General features: G+C 62.6%; 1 protein-coding gene. It reads right to left on the reverse strand.

Going from position 1 to position 18,151, the window contains the following annotated elements; all coding sequences use genetic code 11:
• Nucleotides 1-88: 88 nt before the first annotated feature.
• Nucleotides 89-18,130, reverse strand: a complete 18,042-nt coding sequence (locus tag CRO75_RS00085) for an immunoglobulin-like domain-containing protein (RefSeq protein ID WP_097134084.1) — start codon at nucleotides 18,128-18,130, stop codon at nucleotides 89-91.
• Between the last annotated feature and the right edge of the window lie 21 nt (nucleotides 18,131-18,151).

Raw genomic sequence — 18,151 nt, forward strand, 5'->3', positions numbered from 1 at the left:
GCTTTGGTCGCGAGTATGCGACGTGGCGGCACAATCGTCACGGTGGGAAGAACCGGCCACCCAGGACGGGTGGCCGGTCGACCCTGGATCAGCTGTTGTTGTGATCGATCTTGATGGTCGGGTCGCTACCGGCGATCAGCGAGTTGATGTTGGTGTTGGACCAGTTGTTGCCTTCCAGCTTGATCGTCACGTCCGCGTTGGCAATGCCGCCGGCCGCGTTGAGCTTGCCTTCGGAACTGACCTGCAGGGTCGAGGTACCGTCCACCGTGGTGATCTTCAGGAAGTTGTCGATGGTGCTGGCGCTCTCGCCCTGCAACAGGTCCCGCAGGTCGATACGGTCGCCTTCGCTGGCCTTGAAGTCCTTGATCACATCGTTGCCGGTGTCGCCGGCCTTCCAGACGAAGGTGTCGGCACCCGAGCCGCCGATCAGGATGTCATTGCCCGTGCCACCGATCAGCGTGTCGTTGCCGGTACCGCCCAACAGGATGTCGTTGCCCTTGCCACCGTCGAGCAGGTCGTTGCCGCCCTGGCCGAAGATGATGTCGTTGCCGGCGCCGCCCAGCAGCGTGTCATTGCCGTCATGGGCCCCGGAGACATCGAAATCGGTGTAGTGCTCGGTGATGTACTGGTGCACGTTGCTGGTGGTGACGCTGCTCGCGGCCACGCCGGTCTTCTGCGCCACGAAGGCCTGCATGGCCTGGTAGCCCTCGCCGGCGATGCCGTTGAAGCTCACCAGGTCGCCGAAGATGATGTCGTTGCCGTTGCCGCCGTTGACCGTGTCGGCTCCCGGCATGGTCGCTTCGGTATGGCCGAGGATAGCGTCGGCCAGGTTCGACGGGTCGATATTGGTCTGTGGGGTGCTATCGGTGTCGTACGGCCGCAGGTCGTTGAGGCTGACGTCGTTGTTCAGGCCGATCGCTTCCACCTGCGACAGGTTGCTCAGCAGGGTGAAGCTGCTGCTGGAGTTGGTGGTGGTGGCGTTGTTGGTATAGCTGCCCGCGCCGGCCAGGCTGGACAGCTCATAGGTGCCATCGCCCTGGGCATGCAGGGTGCCAGCGTTGTAACTGGACCAGCTGCCCCAGGCCTGCGTCCATACCGTGACGCTGCCGCTGCTGTTGATATCGATCAGGTGCGTACTGTCCGGTTGCAGCCGGACGGTATCGCCCAGCTGATAGTTGCTGGTCGTGATCACGTTATCGAGCCTGACGCTGCCGTACAGGATCGGGTTGGTCTGCTCGCCGGACTGGTAGTACGTCGGTTTGCCGTCGGTGATGAAGTACGTCAGGTTGGTGGCGTTGGTATTGCTGGTGGCCGCGCTGCTCTGGAAGAAGTTGGCCGTGGTCTTGAACACGTCCTCGTAGTTGGTGCCGCCGCCGGACGCCATGCTGTCCAGAATCGCCTTGAGCTGGGTCAGGGCGTTCGGATCGTTGAGGTTTACCGAAACCTGCTTGTTGACCTGGGTATCGAAGTCCGCCAGGAAGACGTTCACGGTGCCCGAGGTGCTGCTGCCCAGGCTGTTTTTCAGGGTGTTGAACACCGTGGTCAGTGAGTTCTTGGCGGCGGTGAGCGAGGCGTCGCTCATGCTGCCCGAGCTGTCGACCATGAACGCGATGTTGTAGTTCTTGCCTTGCACCACGTTCAGGCCGGCGACGTCGGCGACCATGATGTCGTTGCCCTCGGTGCCGACGAAGTTGTCGTCGCCCGCCGTGGCGACGCTGGCGCTGTAGGTCGCCGGGTACACCGTGACCGGGATCTGCGCGGTGCTGCTGGCCGAGCCGCCCAGGGACTCGGTGGAGGTCGAGGTCACGGTCAGGTTGAACGAGCCGTTGTAGTGCGACGGCGGGGTCAGGGTCAGGGTACCCAGGTTCCAGCCGGTGACATTGACTTCGCTGACGCTGCCGCCCGCGGTGAAGGTATGACCGGCGCCATCGCTGAGCACCGAGCCGGCCGGAATGCCGCCGATCTTCACGCTCAGGCTTTCCGAGCCGTCGGTATCGGTCAGGGCGGTGGTGATCTTCGACAGCTTGACGCTGCCACCTTCGGCACCTTCGTTGAGCTTGTAGCCGTCGTAGTAGCCCTCGCCGTTGCTGCCGTGCAGCTCGGAAAGGGTGACGCCGGCATTGTTCAGCGCGGTTTCGCTCGGGTACATCGGGATGTTGGCGTTGCTCAGGTCGACCGGTGTGCTGCCATTGACCGACAGGTTGACGTCATAGCTGCCCGGGCCGCTCTGGTTGGCGTGGTAGATGTCCAGGGTGTAGTAGCCGCTGGTGGTCGGGGTGAACGAACCGCTGATGCTGCCACCGGCCCCCCAGGTCGCGGTGGCCACGTTCTTGCCGCCGATGGTGATCAGCAGGCTGTCGTCGCCGACCCCGCTGAAGCTGTAGGTCTTGCCGGCTTCGAGGTAGATCAGGCCGGAGGTCTTCGAGCCGCTGCCGCCGGTCACGCTGGCGTCGGATTGGGCATTGGTCACCGTCGTGCTGCTGGTCGGGTTGCCGGAGTTGTTGAAGACGTTTTTCAGCGCATCGCCGGTGATGCCGCTGCCGTTGGTGCCCAGGCCGCTGAGGCTGCTCCAGGACTCCTTGAGCAGGCCGATGGAGTTCACGCTGTTGCTCGCCACGCCCAGGGTCGGCGCATCGGCCACCGGGGTGATGTCGATCTTCACGGTGCCGGTGGTGCCCAGGGCCTGGCCGTCGGTTGGCTGGAACTTGATCTGCGCGTAGTCGGCCTGCTGGTTGCCCACGCCGCTGCCGTTGTAGCCGTCGACACCCGACTCGTTGGCATCCGGGGTGAAGCGCAGCTTGCCGGCGTCGATATCGGCCTTGCTGAAGGTCTGGTTGCTGGCCACGTCCTTCCAGGTCGAGCCGTCGAGGTATTGCAGCTTGCCGTCGCCCGGCAGCTGGGTGATTTTCACCCCGAGGCTGGCCGCAGGGCTGTCCACGTCGCTGACGCCGAAGGTGGCCCAGGTCAGGGTCAGGGCGGTGTCTTCGGTGCCGGTCACGGCGCCGCCGGTGGCCACTGGCGCGTCGTTCACCGCCACCACGTTGACCGTGGTGGTGGCGACGTTGGAGTAGTTGCTGCCATCGGTCACCGTCACGGTGATGGTCCGCGGCGTGGTGCTCGGGTCCTCACTGTTGTTGGTGAAGGTGATGTTCTTGATCTGCTGCATGTAGTCGGCCAGCGTCGCATTGCCGGACAGGGTCAGGGTGATGGTGCCCGCCTGGCTGTTGGCATTGATGGTGATGCCGTTGACGCTGGTGCCCAGGTTCAGCGAGTCGCCCGGCTGACGGTTGGTCAGCACGATGGTGGCGCCGGTCAGCATCGTGCTGTCCGGGTCGGTGATGCTCAGGTCGGTGTCGGCGATCGACACGCCTGCGCCCGGGGTGTTTTCGGTGAAGGTCACCTTGTAGTCGGCCCCGGTGGCGCCGCTGGAGTTGTTGGCATCCAGGTCGAGGACCGGTGGCGCATCGTTGTCGATGATCGAAGTGGTGACGCTGCCATTGGTGCCGCTGACCACCAGGTTCTCGAAGTTGCCGCCGGTGGCCGAGTCGATCTTGACCACGAAGTTTTCCGTGCTCTCGGTGATCTTGTCGTCGAGGGTGGCGACGTTGAAGCTGGCGCTGCTGGAGCCCGCCGGGATCTTCACGGTGTACACGCCGGTGAAGTCCGAGCCGTCGGCGGCGGTGCCGCTGTAGCTGATCTTCAGGGTGACCTCGGTTTGCGCCGGGCTGGTCAGGCTGACGGTGTAGGTCGCGGCCTGGCCTTCGGTGACCGAGGTGCTGCCGTTGATGCTCACAGTGGTGGTATTGATGGTGTCGGTGACGCTGGTCACGGCCGGCGTGGTGCTGGGCACCAGGTTCTCGAAGTTGCCGCCGGTGGTGCTGGCGATACTGGCGCTGACGTTGCCGGCGTCGATGTACACATCGTCGCTCGGCGCGGCCACGGTCACGCTGCCGGTGGTGGCGCCGGCGGCGATGTTGATCACCGCGCCGTTGCTCAGGGTCACGGTCACCGGAGTGCCCGCGGCGTTGGTCAGGGTCGCGGTGTAGACGATCGAGCCACCCTCGGCCACGGTGTTGGTGGCGCTGAGGGTCAGGGACGTGGTGTCCGGGGTGTCGGTCACTGTGGTGCTGACCGGCGTCTTGTCGGCCACCAGGTTCTCGAAGTTGCCGCCGCTGACGGTGCTGATCGAGTTGCTCAGTGGCGTGTGGCCAACCAGGACATCGTTAGGCGCCACGAAGTTTACGGTACCGCTGCTGGCGCCGACCGGAATGGTGATGGTCTGGCCATTGGACAGGGTGACCACGACTGGCGAGCCAGTCACCGGCGCAGTCACGGACGCGGTGTAAACCACAGTGCCGCCTTCTGCCACGTTCGAGGTCGCGGTGAGGCTGACGGTCGAGGTGTCGATGGTATCGGTGACGTTGGTCACAGCCGGTGCAGTGCTCGGCACCAGATTCTCGAAGTTGCCGCCGGTGGCGGTCTGGATCGTGGCTTGCACAGTGCCGGCGTCTTTGTAGACGTCGTCGCTCGGTGCGGCCACGGTCACGGTGCCGGTGGTGGCACCGGCGGCGATGTTGATCACCGCGCCATTGCTCAGAGTCACGGTCACTGGCGTACCCGCGGCGTTGGTCAGGGTCGCGGTGTAAACGATCGAGCCGCCCTCGGCCACGGTGTTGGTGGCGCTGAGGGTCAGGGACGTGGTGTCCGGCGTATCGGCGACCGTGGTGTTGGCCGGATTGCTGTCGACTGCCAGCTTCTCGTAGTTGCCACCGGTGGCGTTAGTGATGGTAGTGCTCAGGGAGCTGCCGCCAGCCAGGGCATCGTTAGGCGCCACGAAGTTCACGGTACCGCTGCTGGCGCCGACCGGAATGGTGATGGTCTGGCCATTGGACAGGGTGACCACGACTGGCGAGCCGGTGACCGGAGCGGTAACCGACGCGGTGTAAACCACGGTGCCGCCTTCGGCCACATTCGAAGTCGCGGTGAGGCTGACGGTCGAGGTGTCGATGGTGTCGGTGACATTGGTCACCGCAGGCGTGGTGCTCGGCACCAGGTTCTCGAAGTTGCCGCCAGTAGCCGTCTTGATTGTGGCTTCTACGGTACCGGCATCTTTGTAGACGTCGTCACTCGGCGCGGCCACGGTCACGCTGCCGCTGGTGGCGCCGGCGGCGATGGTGATCACCGCGCCATTGCTTAGAGTCACGGTCACAGGTGTGCCCGCGGCGTTGGTCAAGGTGGCCGTATAAACGATCGATCCGCCTTCAGCGACAGTGTCAGTCGCTGTCAGGCTCAGATTGGTGGTGTCCGGGGTGTCGGTCACCGAAGTCTCGGCAGGCTTGCCGTCGACGTCCAGCTTCTCGTAGTTGCCACCGGTTGCGCCAGTGATTGTGGTGCTCAGGGAGCTACCACCCGCCAAGGCATCGTTTGGCGCGGTGAAATTCACAGTACCGGAGGACTCGCCCACCGGGATGGTAATGGTCTGTCCGTTGGACAGGGTCACGACTACTGGTGAGCCAGTCACTGGCGCAGTCACGGACGCGGTGTAAACCACGGTGCCGCCTTCGGCCACAGATGGAGTGGCTGTTAGCGAAACAGTGCTGGTGTCGATGGTATCAGTGACATCAGTTACAGCTGGCGTAGTGCTCGGAACCAGGTTCTCGAAGTTGCCGCCAGTAGCAGTTTTGATTGTGGCTTCTACGGTACCGGCATCTTTGTAGACGTCGTCCGCAGGAGCGGCCACGGTCACGGAGCCAGTCGTAGCGCCGGCGGCGATGGTAATCACTGCACCGTTGGAGAGCGTTACGGTCACCGGAGTGCCAGCTGCGTTGGTCAGGGTCGCGGTGTAAACAATAGAACCACCTTCAGCGACAGTGTCAGTCGCGCTGAGGGTCAGATTGGTGGTGTCCGGGGTATCGGTAACCGAGGTGTCAGCAGGTTTGCTATCCACATCGAGTTTTTCGTAGTTACCGCCAGTCGCGCCCGTAATGGTCGTGCTCAAGGAGCTACCGCCTGCCAGGGCATCGTTTGGTGCGGTGAAGTTTACGGTACCGGACGACTCGCCCACCGGAATGGTGATGGTCTGACCGTTGGACAGAGTGACCACGACCGGAGAGCCGGTTACTGGAGCGGTCACGGAGGCGGTGTAAACCACGGTGCCGCCTTCGGCCACAGATGGAGTGGCTGTCAGCGAAACAGTGCTGGTGTCGATGGTATCAGTGACATCAGTTACAGCTGGGGTAGTGCTCGGCACCAGGTTCTCGAAGTTGCCACCGGTGGCGGTCTGGATCGTGGCTTGCACGGTGCCGGCGTCCTTGTAGACGTCATCGGCTGGAGCCGCAACGGTCACGGTGCCGGTGGTGGCGCCGGCGGCGATAGTAATCACAGCGCCGTTGCTCAAGGTCACAGTCACAGGTGTGCCTGCGGCGTTGGTCAAGGTGGCCGTATAAACGATCGAACCACCCTCGGCGACGGTATCGGTCGCAGTCAGGCTGAGGGTAGTGGTATCCGGCGTATCGGTAACCGAGGTCTCGGCAGGTTTACTGTCGACATCGAGCTTCTCGTAGTTGCCACCCGTTGCACCGGTGATCGTGGTGCTCAGGGAACTACCACCTGCCAGGGCATCGTTCGGCGCGGTGAAGTTCGCGGTACCGGACGACTCGCCCACCGGAATGGTGATGGTCTGACCGTTGGACAGAGTGACCACGACCGGAGAGCCGGTTACTGGAGCGGTGACCGACGCGGTGTAAACCACGGTGCCACCCTCGGCGACGCTAGGAGTGGCGGTCAGGCTGACGGTCGAGGTATCGATAGTGTCGGTGACGTCAGTAATGGCTGGGGTGGTGCTCGGTACCAGGTTTTCAAAGTTACCGCCGGTGGCGGTTTGGATCGTGGCTTGCACGGTGCCGGCGTCTTTGTAGACGTCATCGGCTGGAGCGGCCACGGTCACGGTGCCAGTGGTGGCGCCGGCCGCGATGGTAATCACCGCGCCGTTGCTCAAGGTCACGGTCACAGGTGTGCCCGCGGCGTTGGTCAAGGTGGCCGTATAAACGATCGATCCGCCTTCAGCGACAGTGTCAGTCGCTGTCAGGGTCAGATTGGTGGTATCCGGGGTATCGGTCACCGAAGTCTCGGCAGGCTTGCTGTCGACATCGAGTTTTTCGTAGTTGCCGCCGGTGGCGCCAGTGATGGTGGTGCTCAGGGAGCTGCCACCCGCCAAGGCATCGTTTGGTGCGGTGAAGTTCACGGTGCCGGACGACTCACCCACCGGAATGGTGATGGTCTGGCCATTCGACAGGGTCACCACGACCGGCGCACCGGTTACTGGAGCGGTCACGGAGGCGGTGTAAACCACCACGCTACCCTCAGCAACGTTAGGTGTAGCGGTCAGGCTGACAGTCGACGTATCGATGGTATCGGTCACGTCGGTAACGGCTGGAGTCGTGCTCGGCACCAGGTTCTCGAAGTTGCCGCCCGTAGTCTCTTTGATGCTGACTTCAACTTTGCCGGCATCCTTGTACACATCATCAGCTGGAGCCGCGACGGTGACGGAGCCAGTGGTGGCGCCGGCAGCAATGGTGATTACTGCGCCGTTCGACAGGGTCACGGTCACCGGAGTGCCAGCGGCATTGGTCAGGGTCGCGGTGTAAACGATCGAACCGCCTTCGGCGACGGTATCAGTCGCCGTCAGGCTCAGAGTAGTAGTGTCCGGGGTGTCGGTAACCGAGGTGTCGGCAGGCTTACTGTCGACATCGAGTTTTTCGTAGTTGCCACCGGTTGCACCGGTAATGGTGGTGCTCAGGGAGCTACCACCCACCAAGGCATCATTCGGGGCTGTGAAATTCACAGTACCAGAGGACTCGCCCACTGGGATGGTGATGGTCTGGCCGTTCGACAGAGTGACGACTACCGGCGAACCGGTCACTGGAGCAGTGACGGACGCGGTGTAAACCACGGTACCGCCTTCAGCCACAGACGGAGTAGCGGTCAGCGACACAGTCGAAGTGTCGATGGTGTCGGTCACATTGGTGACGGCTGGAGTCGTGCTCGGCACCAGACTCTCGAAGTTGCCGCCAGTAGCAGTTTTGATTGTGGCTTCTACGGTACCGGCATCTTTGTAGACGTCGTCCGCAGGAGCGGCCACGGTCACGGAGCCCGTGGTGGCGCCGGCGGCGATGGTGATCACTGCGCCGTTCGACAGAGTCACGGTGACCGGAGTCCCGGCTGCGTTGGTCAGGGTTGCGGTGTAAACGATCGAGCCGCCTTCAGCGACAGTATCGGTCGCGCTGAGGGTCAGGTTGGTGGTGTCCGGTGTATCGGTCACCGAGGTGTCAGCAGGTTTGCTATCCACATCGAGTTTTTCGTAGTTACCGCCAGTTGCGCCGGTAATGGTGGTGCTCAAGGAGCTACCGCCTGCCAGGGCATCGTTTGGCGCAGTGAAGTTCACAGTGCCGGACGATTCGCCTACCGGGATGGTAATGGTCTGACCGTTGGACAAAGTGACGACTACCGGGGAGCCGGTTACTGGAGCGGTGACCGACGCGGTGTAAACCACGGTGCCACCCTCGGCGACGCTAGGAGTGGCGGTCAGGCTGACGGTCGAGGTATCGATAGTGTCGGTGACGTCAGTAATGGCTGGGGTGGTGCTCGGTACCAGGTTTTCAAAGTTGCCGCCGGTGGCGTCCTTGATGGTCGCCTCGACCTTGCCGGCATCCTTGTATACATCGTCAGCAGGCGCTGCGACGGTGACGGAGCCAGTGGTAGCGCCTGCTGCGATGGTAATCATTGCACCATTCGACAACGTTACGGTTACAGGCGTGCCGGCCGCATTGGTCAGGGTGGCGGTGTAAACGATCGAGCCGCCCTCGGCGACAGTGTCAGTCGCCGTCAGGCTCAGAGTAGTAGTATCCGGGGTGTCGGTAACCGAGGTTTCGGCAGGTTTGCTATCAACGTCCAGCTTCTCGTAATTACCACCGGTAGCGTCCTTGATGGTGGTGCTCAGAGAGCTGCCGCCCGCCAGTGCGTCGTTAGGCGCGACGAAATTCACGGTACCGCTGCTGGCGCCGACCGGGATGGTGATGGTCTGGCCATTCGACAGGGTTACCACGACTGGCGAGCCAGTCACTGGCGCAGTCACGGACGCGGTGTAAACGACAACGCCCCCTTCAGCAACACTAGGCGTCGCGGTCAGGCTGACAGTCGAAGTATCGATGGTGTCAGTGACGTCAGTAACGGCTGGAGTAGTGCTCGGAACGAGATTCTCGAAGTTGCCACCGGTGGTGTCCTTGATGGTTGCTTCGACCTTGCCCGCATCTTTGTAAACGTCGTCAGCTGGCGCCGCGACGGTGACGGAACCTGTGGTTGCACCGGCGGCGATAGTGATCACTGCACCGTTGCTCAGGGTCACGGTTAGCGGAGTCCCGGCCGCGTTGGTCAGAGTCGCGGTGTAAACAATGGACCCACCCTCGGCGACGGTATCGGTCGCAGTCAGGTTGAGGGTAGTGGTATCCGGAGTATCGGTAACCGAGGTCTCGGCAGGCTTACCGTCGACGTCCAGCTTCTCATAGTTGCCGCCGATGGCACCGGTGATGGTGGTGCTCAAGGAGCTACCGCCCGCCAGGGCGTCGTTCGGTGCTGTGAAGTTCACGGTGCCGGAGGACTCGCCGACCGGAATGGTGATGGTCTGGCCGTTGGACAGAGTGACCACAACCGGCGAGCCGGTTACTGGAGCGGTGACCGATGCGGTGTACACCACCACGCCACCTTCCGCGACGCTAGGAGTAGCGGTCAAGGAAACAGTGCTGGTGTCGATGGTGTCGGTCACGTCGGTGACGGCCGGTGTGGTGCTTGGCACCAGGTTCTCGAAGTTCCCGCCTACGGCGTCTTTGATGCTGACTTCGACTTTGCCGGCATCCTTGTACACATCATCAGCTGGAGCAGCGACGGTGACGGAGCCTGTGGTTGCACCGGCAGCAATGGTGATTACTGCGCCGTTCGACAGGGTCACGGTTACCGGAGTGCCAGCGGCATTGGTCAGGGTCGCGGTGTAAACGATCGAACCGCCTTCGGCCACGATGTCTGTCGCACTGAGCGTCAGGTTGGTGGTGTCTGGCGTATCGGTCACCGAGGTTTCGGCCGGTTTGCTATCAACGTCCAGCTTCTCGTAGTTACCGCCAGTTGCACCGGTAATGGTGGTGCTCAGGGAGTTTCCGCCTGCCAGCGCATCGTTTGGCGCGGTGAAGTTCACAGCGCCGGACGATTCGCCTACCGGGATAGTGATGGTCTGTCCGTTGGACAAGGTCACGACTACAGGCGAGCCAGTCACTGGTGCGGTCACGGAGGCGGTGTAAACAACAACACCGCCTTCAGCCACGGACGAAGTAGCGGTCAGGCTGACAGTCGAAGTATCGATAGTGTCAGTGACGTCGGTCACCGCTGGCGCGGTATTCGGCACCAGGTTCTCGAAGTTGCCGCCTGTGGCGTCGTTGATACTGACCTCAACCTTGCCGGCGTCTTTGTAGACGTCATCGGCCGGGGCGGCCACGGTCACGGAGCCTGTGGTTGCACCCGCGGCAATGGTAATCACCGCGCCGTTCGACAGAGTTACAGTTACCGGAGTACCGGCCGCGTTGGTCAGGGTGGCGGTATAAACGATCGAACCACCTTCAGCCACAGTGTCGGTCGCACTGAGCGTCAGGTTGGTTGTGTCTGGCGTATCGGTAACCGAGGTTTCGGCCGGTTTGCTATCAACGTCCAGCTTCTCGTAGTTACCGCCAGTTGCGCCGGTGATGGTGGTGCTCAAGGAACTACCGCCGGCCAGGGCATCGTTTGGCGCGGTGAAGTTTACGGTGCCCGATGACTCGCCGACCGGGATGGTGATGGTCTGGCCATTGGACAGAGTTACCACAACTGGCGAGCCAGTAACCGGCGCAGTCACGGAGGCGGTGTAAACAACAACACCGCCTTCAGCTACAGACGGAGTGGCGGTCAGCGAAACAGTCGAAGTATCGATGGTATCGGTGACATCAGTGACGGCAGGTGTGGTACTCGGCACCAGATTCTCGAAGTTGCCACCGGTAGCGTCCTTGATGGTCGCTTCAACCTTGCCGGCGTCCTTGTACACATCGTCCGCAGGGGCGGCGACGGTGACAGAACCGGTGGTGGCACCGGCGGCAATATTGATTACGGCACCGTTTGACAAGGTCACGGTCACAGGCGTGCCTGCAGCGTTGGTCAGGGTCGCGGTGTAAACGATCGAACCGCCTTCAGCGACAGTGTCAGTCGCTGTCAGGCTGAGGGTGGTGGTGTCCGGAGTGTCAGTAACCGAGGTCTCGGCAGGCTTGCTGTCGACATCGAGTTTTTCGTAGTTACCGCCCGTTGCGCCGGTAATGGTGGTGCTCAAGGAGCTACCGCCAGCCAATGCATCGTTTGGCGCCGTGAAGTTCACGGTGCCGGAAGACTCACCCACCGGGATGGTGATGGTTTGGCCATTCGACAAGGTCACGACTACAGGCGAGCCAGTCACTGGTGCTGTCACGGAGGCGGTATAAACCACGGTGCCGCCTTCTGCCACGGACGGAGTAGCAGTCAGCGAAACGGTACTGGTGTCGATAGTATCGGTGACGTCGGTAACGGCTGGGGCAGTGCTCGGAACCAGGTTCTCGAAGTTGCCACCAGCGGCATCCTTGATGGTGACTTCGACTTTTCCAGCGTCTTTGTAAACGTCATCCGCAGGGGCGGCGACAGTGACAGAACCAGTAGTGGCGCCTGCTGCGATGGTGATGATCGCGCCGTTCGACAGGGTCACGGTCACAGGCGTGCCCGCAGCATTGGTCAGGGTTGCGGTGTAAACGATCGAACCGCCTTCGGCCACGGTGTCTGTGGCGCTGAGGGTCAGGTTGGTGGTGTCCGGGGTATCGGTAACCGAGGTGTCAGCAGGCTTGCTGTCGACATCGAGTTTTTCGTAGTTGCCGCCCGTTGCGCCAGTGATGGTGGTGCTCAGGGAGCTACCGCCGGCCAGGGCATCGTTCGGTGCCGTGAAGTTCACAGTGCCGGAAGACTCACCCACCGGAATGGTGATGGTCTGGCCGTTGGACAGGGTTACGACTACTGGCGAGCCGGTCACTGGAGCAGTCACGGAAGCGGTATAAACGACAACTCCACCTTCAGCAACGCTAGGCGTAGCGGTCAGACTGACGGTCGAGGTATCGATGGTGTCAGTGACATCAGTCACGGCCGGGGTAGTGCTCGGAACCAGGTTCTCGAAATTACCGCCAGCGGTCTCTTTGATACTGACTTCAACCTTGCCCGCATCCTTGTACACATCGTCCGCAGGGGCGGCGACGGTGACAGAACCGGTGGTGGCACCCGCTGCAATGGTGATCACCGCACCGTTCGACAGAGTCACGGTCACTGGCGTACCAGCAGCATTGGTCAGCGTTGCGGTGTAAACGATCGAACCGCCTTCAGCGACAGTATCAGTCGCTGTCAGGCTCAGATTGGTGGTATCCGGAGTATCAGTAACCGAGGTTTCGGCAGGCTTGCCGTCAACGTCCAGCTTCTCGTAGTTACCGCCTGTCGCACCGGTGATGGTCGCGCTCAGGGAGCTGCCGCCGGCGAGGGCATCGTTAGGTGCTGTGATATTGACGGTACCGGAGGATTCACCCACTGGAATGGTGATGGTCTGGCCGTTGGACAGGGTCACCACAACAGGCGAGCCAGTTACTGGAGCGGTGACCGACGCGGTGTACACCACAGTGCCGCCTTCAGCCACGGACGGCGTGGCGGTCAGGGAAACAGTCGAGGTATCGATGGTGTCGGTCACGTCGGTGACGGCTGGAGTCGTGCTCGGAACCAGATTCTCGAAGTTGCCGCCGGTGGCATCCTTGATGCTCACCTCAACCTTGCCGGCATCCTTGTACACATCGTCCGCAGGGGCGGCGACGGTCACAGAGCCTGTGGTGGCGCCGGCAGCAATGGTGATCACCGCGCCGTTGCTCAGGGTCACGGTCACAGGCGTGCCCGCAGCGTTGGTCAGGGTCGCGGTGTAAACAATAGAACCACCTTCAGCGACAGTGTCAGTCGCGCTGAGGGTCAGGTTGGTGGTGTCTGGTGTGTCGGTCACCGAGGTATCGGCCGGCTTGCTGTCGACATCCAGTTTTTCGTAGTTACCGCCAGTCGCGCCAGTGATGGTAGTGCTCAGGGAGCTACCGCCCGCCAGGGCGTCGTTTGGTGCGGTGAAGTTCGCAGTGCCGGAAGATTCTCCGACCGGGATGGTGATGGTTTGGCCGTTGGACAGAGTGACAACGACAGGCGAGCCAGTCACTGGAGCGGTGACCGACGCGGTGTACACCACGGTGCCGCCTTCGGCCACAGATGGAGTCGCGGTCAGCGAAACAGTGCTGGTGTCGATGGTGTCAGTGACATCGGTGACCGCTGGGGTGGTGCTCGGCACCAGGTTCTCGAAGTTGCCGCCCGTAGCATCCTTGATGCTGACTTCAACCTTGCCAGCGTCCTTGTACACATCGTCTGCTGGGGCTGCGACGGTCACAGAGCCGGTGGTCGCACCGGCAGCGATAGTGATCACCGCACCGTTCGACAGAGTCACGGTCACCGGAGTGCCGGCTGCGTTAGTCAGCGTCGCGGTATAAACGATCGAACCACCTTCGGCCACGGTGTCTGTGGCGCTCAAGGTCAGGCTAGTGGTGTCTGGGGTATCGGTAACCGAGGTATCAGCCGGCTTGCTATCAACATCGAGTTTTTCATAGTTACCGCCAGTCGCACCGGTAATGGTGGTGCTCAGGGAGCTACCGCCCGCCAGGGCGTCGTTCGGTGCGGTGAAGTTCACGGTGCCGGAAGATTCGCCGACCGGGATGGTGATGGTTTGTCCATTGGACAGGGTGACCACGACTGGCGAACCGGTCACCGGCGCGGTTACGGAGGCGGTGTAAATGACAACGCCGCCTTCAGCCACGGATGGAGTCGCGGTCAGGCTGACGGTCGAGGTATCGATGGTGTCAGTGACATCGGTCACCGCCGGAGTAGTGCTTGGTACCAGGTTTTCGAAGTTACCGCCTGCAGCATCCTTGATGCTGACTTCGACTTTACCGGCATCTTTGTAGACGTCATCGGCTGGAGCCGCGATGGTCACAGAGCCCGTGGTCGCACCGGCTGCGATGGTGATGATTGCACCGTTCGACAGAGTCACGGTTACCGGCGTGCCAGCGGCATTGGTCAAGGTGGCCGTATAAACGATCGAACCGCCTTCAGCGACAGTGTCTGTCGCGCTGAGGGTCAGATTGGTGGTGTCTGGCGTATCGGTAACCGAAGTCTCGGCAGGCTTACCGTCGACGTCCAGCTTCTCGTAGTTGCCGCCGGTAGCGCCGGTAATGGTGGTGCTCAGGGAGCTGCCGCCAGCGAGAGCATCGTTTGGTGCCGTGAAGTTCACGGTAGCGGACGATTCGCCCACCGGAATGGTAATGGTCTGGCCATTCGACAGGGTTACCACTACCGGCGAACCGGTCGCTGGAGCGGTCACAGAGGCGGTGTACACCACCACGCCACCTTCAGCCACGGACGGTGTGGCGGTCAGGCTGACAGTCGACGTATCGATGGTGTCGGTCACGTCGGTGACGGCTGGAGTAGTGCTCGGCACCAGGTTTTCAAAGTTGCCGCCAGCAGTCTCTTTGATGCTGACTTCGACTTTGCCGGCGTCTTTGTAAACGTCATCCGCAGGAGCGGCGACGGTGACGGAGCCCGTAGTTGTACCGGCGGCAATAGTAATCACTGCACCGTTCGACAAAGTCACGGTTACAGGCGTGCCAGCGGCATTGGTCAGAGTGGCGGTGTAAACGATTGAACCACCCTCGGCCACGGTGTCGGTAGCGCTGAGGGTCAGGCTGGTGGTGTCCGGAGTATCGGTAACCGAAGTCTCGGCAGGCTTGCCGTCGACGTCCAGTTTCTCGTAATTACCGCCGGTGGCGCCAGTGATGGTGGTGCTCAGAGAGCTGCCGCCAGCGAGAGCATCGTTTGGCGCCGTGAAGTTCACGGTACCGGACGATTCGCCGACCGGGATGGTGATGGTCTGGCCATTCGACAGAGTGACAACGACAGGCGAACCAGTGACCGGAGCCGTTACGGAAGCGGTGTAAACGACAACGCCACCTTCAGCAACGCTAGGCGTCGCGGTCAGGCTGACGGTCGACGTATCGATGGTGTCAGTGACATCAGTCACGGCCGGGGTAGTGCTCGGAACCAGGTTCTCGAAATTACCGCCAGCAGTCTCTTTGATGCTGACTTCGACTTTGCCAGCATCCTTGTACACATCGTCAGCAGGCGCTGCGACGGTCACGGAACCAGTAGTGGTGCCGGCAGCGATAGTAATCACCGCGCCGTTCGACAGGGTTACGGTCACCGGAGTACCGGCAGCGTTAGTCAGGGTAGCGGTATAAACAATCGAACCACCCTCGGCCACGGTGTCGGTCGCGCTGAGGCTCAGATTGGTAGTGTCCGGGGTGTCGGTAACCGAAGTCTCGGCAGGCTTGCCGTCGACGTCCAGCTTCTCGTAGTTGCCACCGGTGGCACCAGTGATGGTGGCGCTCAGGGAGCTGCCGTCGGCCAGGGCATCGTTAGGTGCCGTGATATTGACGGTGCCGGAGGACTCGCCGACCGGAATGGTGATGGTCTGGCCATTCGACAGAGTGACAACGACAGGCGAGCCAGTCACTGGCGCAGTCACCGACGCGGTGTACACCACGGTGCCGCCTTCAGCCACGGACGGCGTCGCGGTCAGCGAGACAGTCGAGGTATCGATGGTGTCGGTGATGTCCGTCACCGCCGGCGTGGTGCTCGGCACCAGGTTTTCAAAGTTGCCGCCGCTGGCGTCCTGGATAGTCGCTTCGACCTTGCCGGCGTCCTTGTAGACGTCATCGGCGGGCGCGGCAACGCTCACCGAACCTGTGGTCGCGCCGGCGGCGATGGTGATCACCGCGCCGTTGCTCAACGTCACGGTGACCGGCGTGCCGGCCGCGTTGGTCAGGGTCGCGGTGTAGACAATCGAGCCGCCTTCGGCGACCGAACCACTGGCCGACAGGCTCAGGCCGGTGTCGTCCACGGAGTCGGTGATGGTGGTCTGCGCCGGCGTGGTGTCAGGCGTCAGTTGTTCGAAGTTGCCACCGGTGGCGCCGGTAATGCTGGTGCTGACCGTGCTGCCGTTGTTGTAGACGTCATTGGCGGGGGTATCGACCACGACGGTGCCGACGGTCTTGCCGGCCTCGATGACGATGGTCGAGCCGTTGGACAGGGTCACGGTAACCGGGGTCTGCGCCGGGTTGGTCAGGGTCGCGGTGTAGGTGATCTGGCCGCCTTCCACAACGCTGCCGGTAGCGGTCAGGCTCAGGCCGGTGTTGTCCACCGAGTCGGTGATGGTGGTCTGTGCCGGCGTGGTGCTCGGCACCAGGTTCTCGAAGTTGCCGCCGGTGGCGCCGGTAATGCTGGTGCTGACCGTACTGCCGTTGTTGTAGACGTCGTTGGCCGGGGTATCGACCACCACGGTACCAGTGGTTTTACCGGCGTCGATGGTGATGGTCGAACCATTGGACAGGGTCACGGTGACCGGGGTCTGCGCGGGGTTGGTCAGGGTCGCGGTGTAGGTGATCTGGCCACCTTCGACGACGGTGCCGGTGGCCGACAGGGTCAGGCCGGTGGCATCCGGTGAGTCGGTGATGGTGGTCACCGCTGGCGTGGTGCTTGGCACCAGGTTCTCGAAGTTGCCGCCAGTGGTGCCGGTAATGCTGGTGCTGACCGTGCTGCCGTTGTTGTAGACGTCGTTGGCCGGGGTATCGACCACCACGGTGCCGACGGTACGGCCGGCGTCGATGGTGATGATCGAGCCGTTGGACAGGGTCACGGTGACCGGCGTCTGTGCCGGGTTGGTCAGGGTCGCGGTGTAGGTGATCTGGCCACCTTCGACGACGGTGCCGTTGGCGGTCAGGGTCAGGCCGGTGGTGTCCGGCGAGTCGGTGATGGTGGTCACCGCCGGCGTCGGGTTCGGTACCAGGTTCTCGAAGTTGCCGCCGCTAGTCCCGGTAATGCTGGTGCTGACGGTGCTGCCATTGTTGTAGACGTCGTTCGGCGGGGTGTCGACCACCACGGTGCCGACGGTCTGGCCGGCGTCGATGGTGATGGTCGAGCCATTGGACAAGGTCACGGTGACCGGGGTCTGTGCCGGGTTGGTCAGGGTCGCGGTGTAGGTGATCTGGCCACCCTCGGTCACGCTGGAGCCCGCGGTCAGGGTCACGGTGGTGGTGTCCACGGTGTCCGTGACCTGGGTGACGGCTGGCGTCGGGTCGACGGTCACGACCAGGCCACCGCCGCCGGTGATGCCGGTGACGCCCACGCTGATCTCTTTCGGGTCGTTGTAGACGGTGTCGTTCGGTGCCAGCGGCACATTGACGGTGCCGGTCAGTTGCCCGGCCGGAATCACGATCACCGAACCGTTGGACAGGGTGATGGTCAGGCCGGTCAGCGGCGCCTGGGTCAGCGTGGCGGTGTACACCAGCACGCCGCCGGCTTCGGTAATGGTCGGGGTTGCGCTCAGGCTCAGGGTCGAGTCGCGCAGGATCTCGGTGGTAGTGCTGCTGTCATTGGTGGTCAGCGCACCGGTGGTGTCTTGCGCCGCGGTTCCCGCCGCGCCGAGGCCTGCGGTCGGGAAGCCGATGGTCGGGTCGACCCGGCCTGCCGTGGCGTCGAGCATCACGAAGCTGTGGCCGCCGCCCGCAGCGCCGCCGGTACCCGCGGCGGTCGGGCCGGCCGCGGTGGCTTCCAGGTCGGTGGTCGGGTCCGCGCCGGCGACGATTGCCTGCTGCAGCTCAGCGACCGACGGCGCGGCTTGCTCGGCGGCCTCGGCCAGGTCGGTGCTGGAATCCGGAGCGCTGCCGCTCCATTGCGTCTCACGGCCCAGGTCCAGGGTCCGGCCATCGGCCAGTTCCAGGCTGACGGCGCCCGCCAGGCCGGTATCGACCTGGTCGCCTACATACAGGCGATCACCCTCAACGAGTACGCGGCGAACCCCTTCCGGGGATACGACGAAAACTTGGCCAACAATGCTTTTGACGGTAGCAACAACACTGCTCATTGAGGATTCTCCGGGGGGTAC

The organism is Pseudomonas sp. LAMO17WK12:I10 (assembly GCF_900215185.1).
In the GTDB taxonomy this organism is placed as follows: Bacteria; Pseudomonadota; Gammaproteobacteria; order Pseudomonadales; family Pseudomonadaceae; genus Aquipseudomonas; species Aquipseudomonas chlororaphis.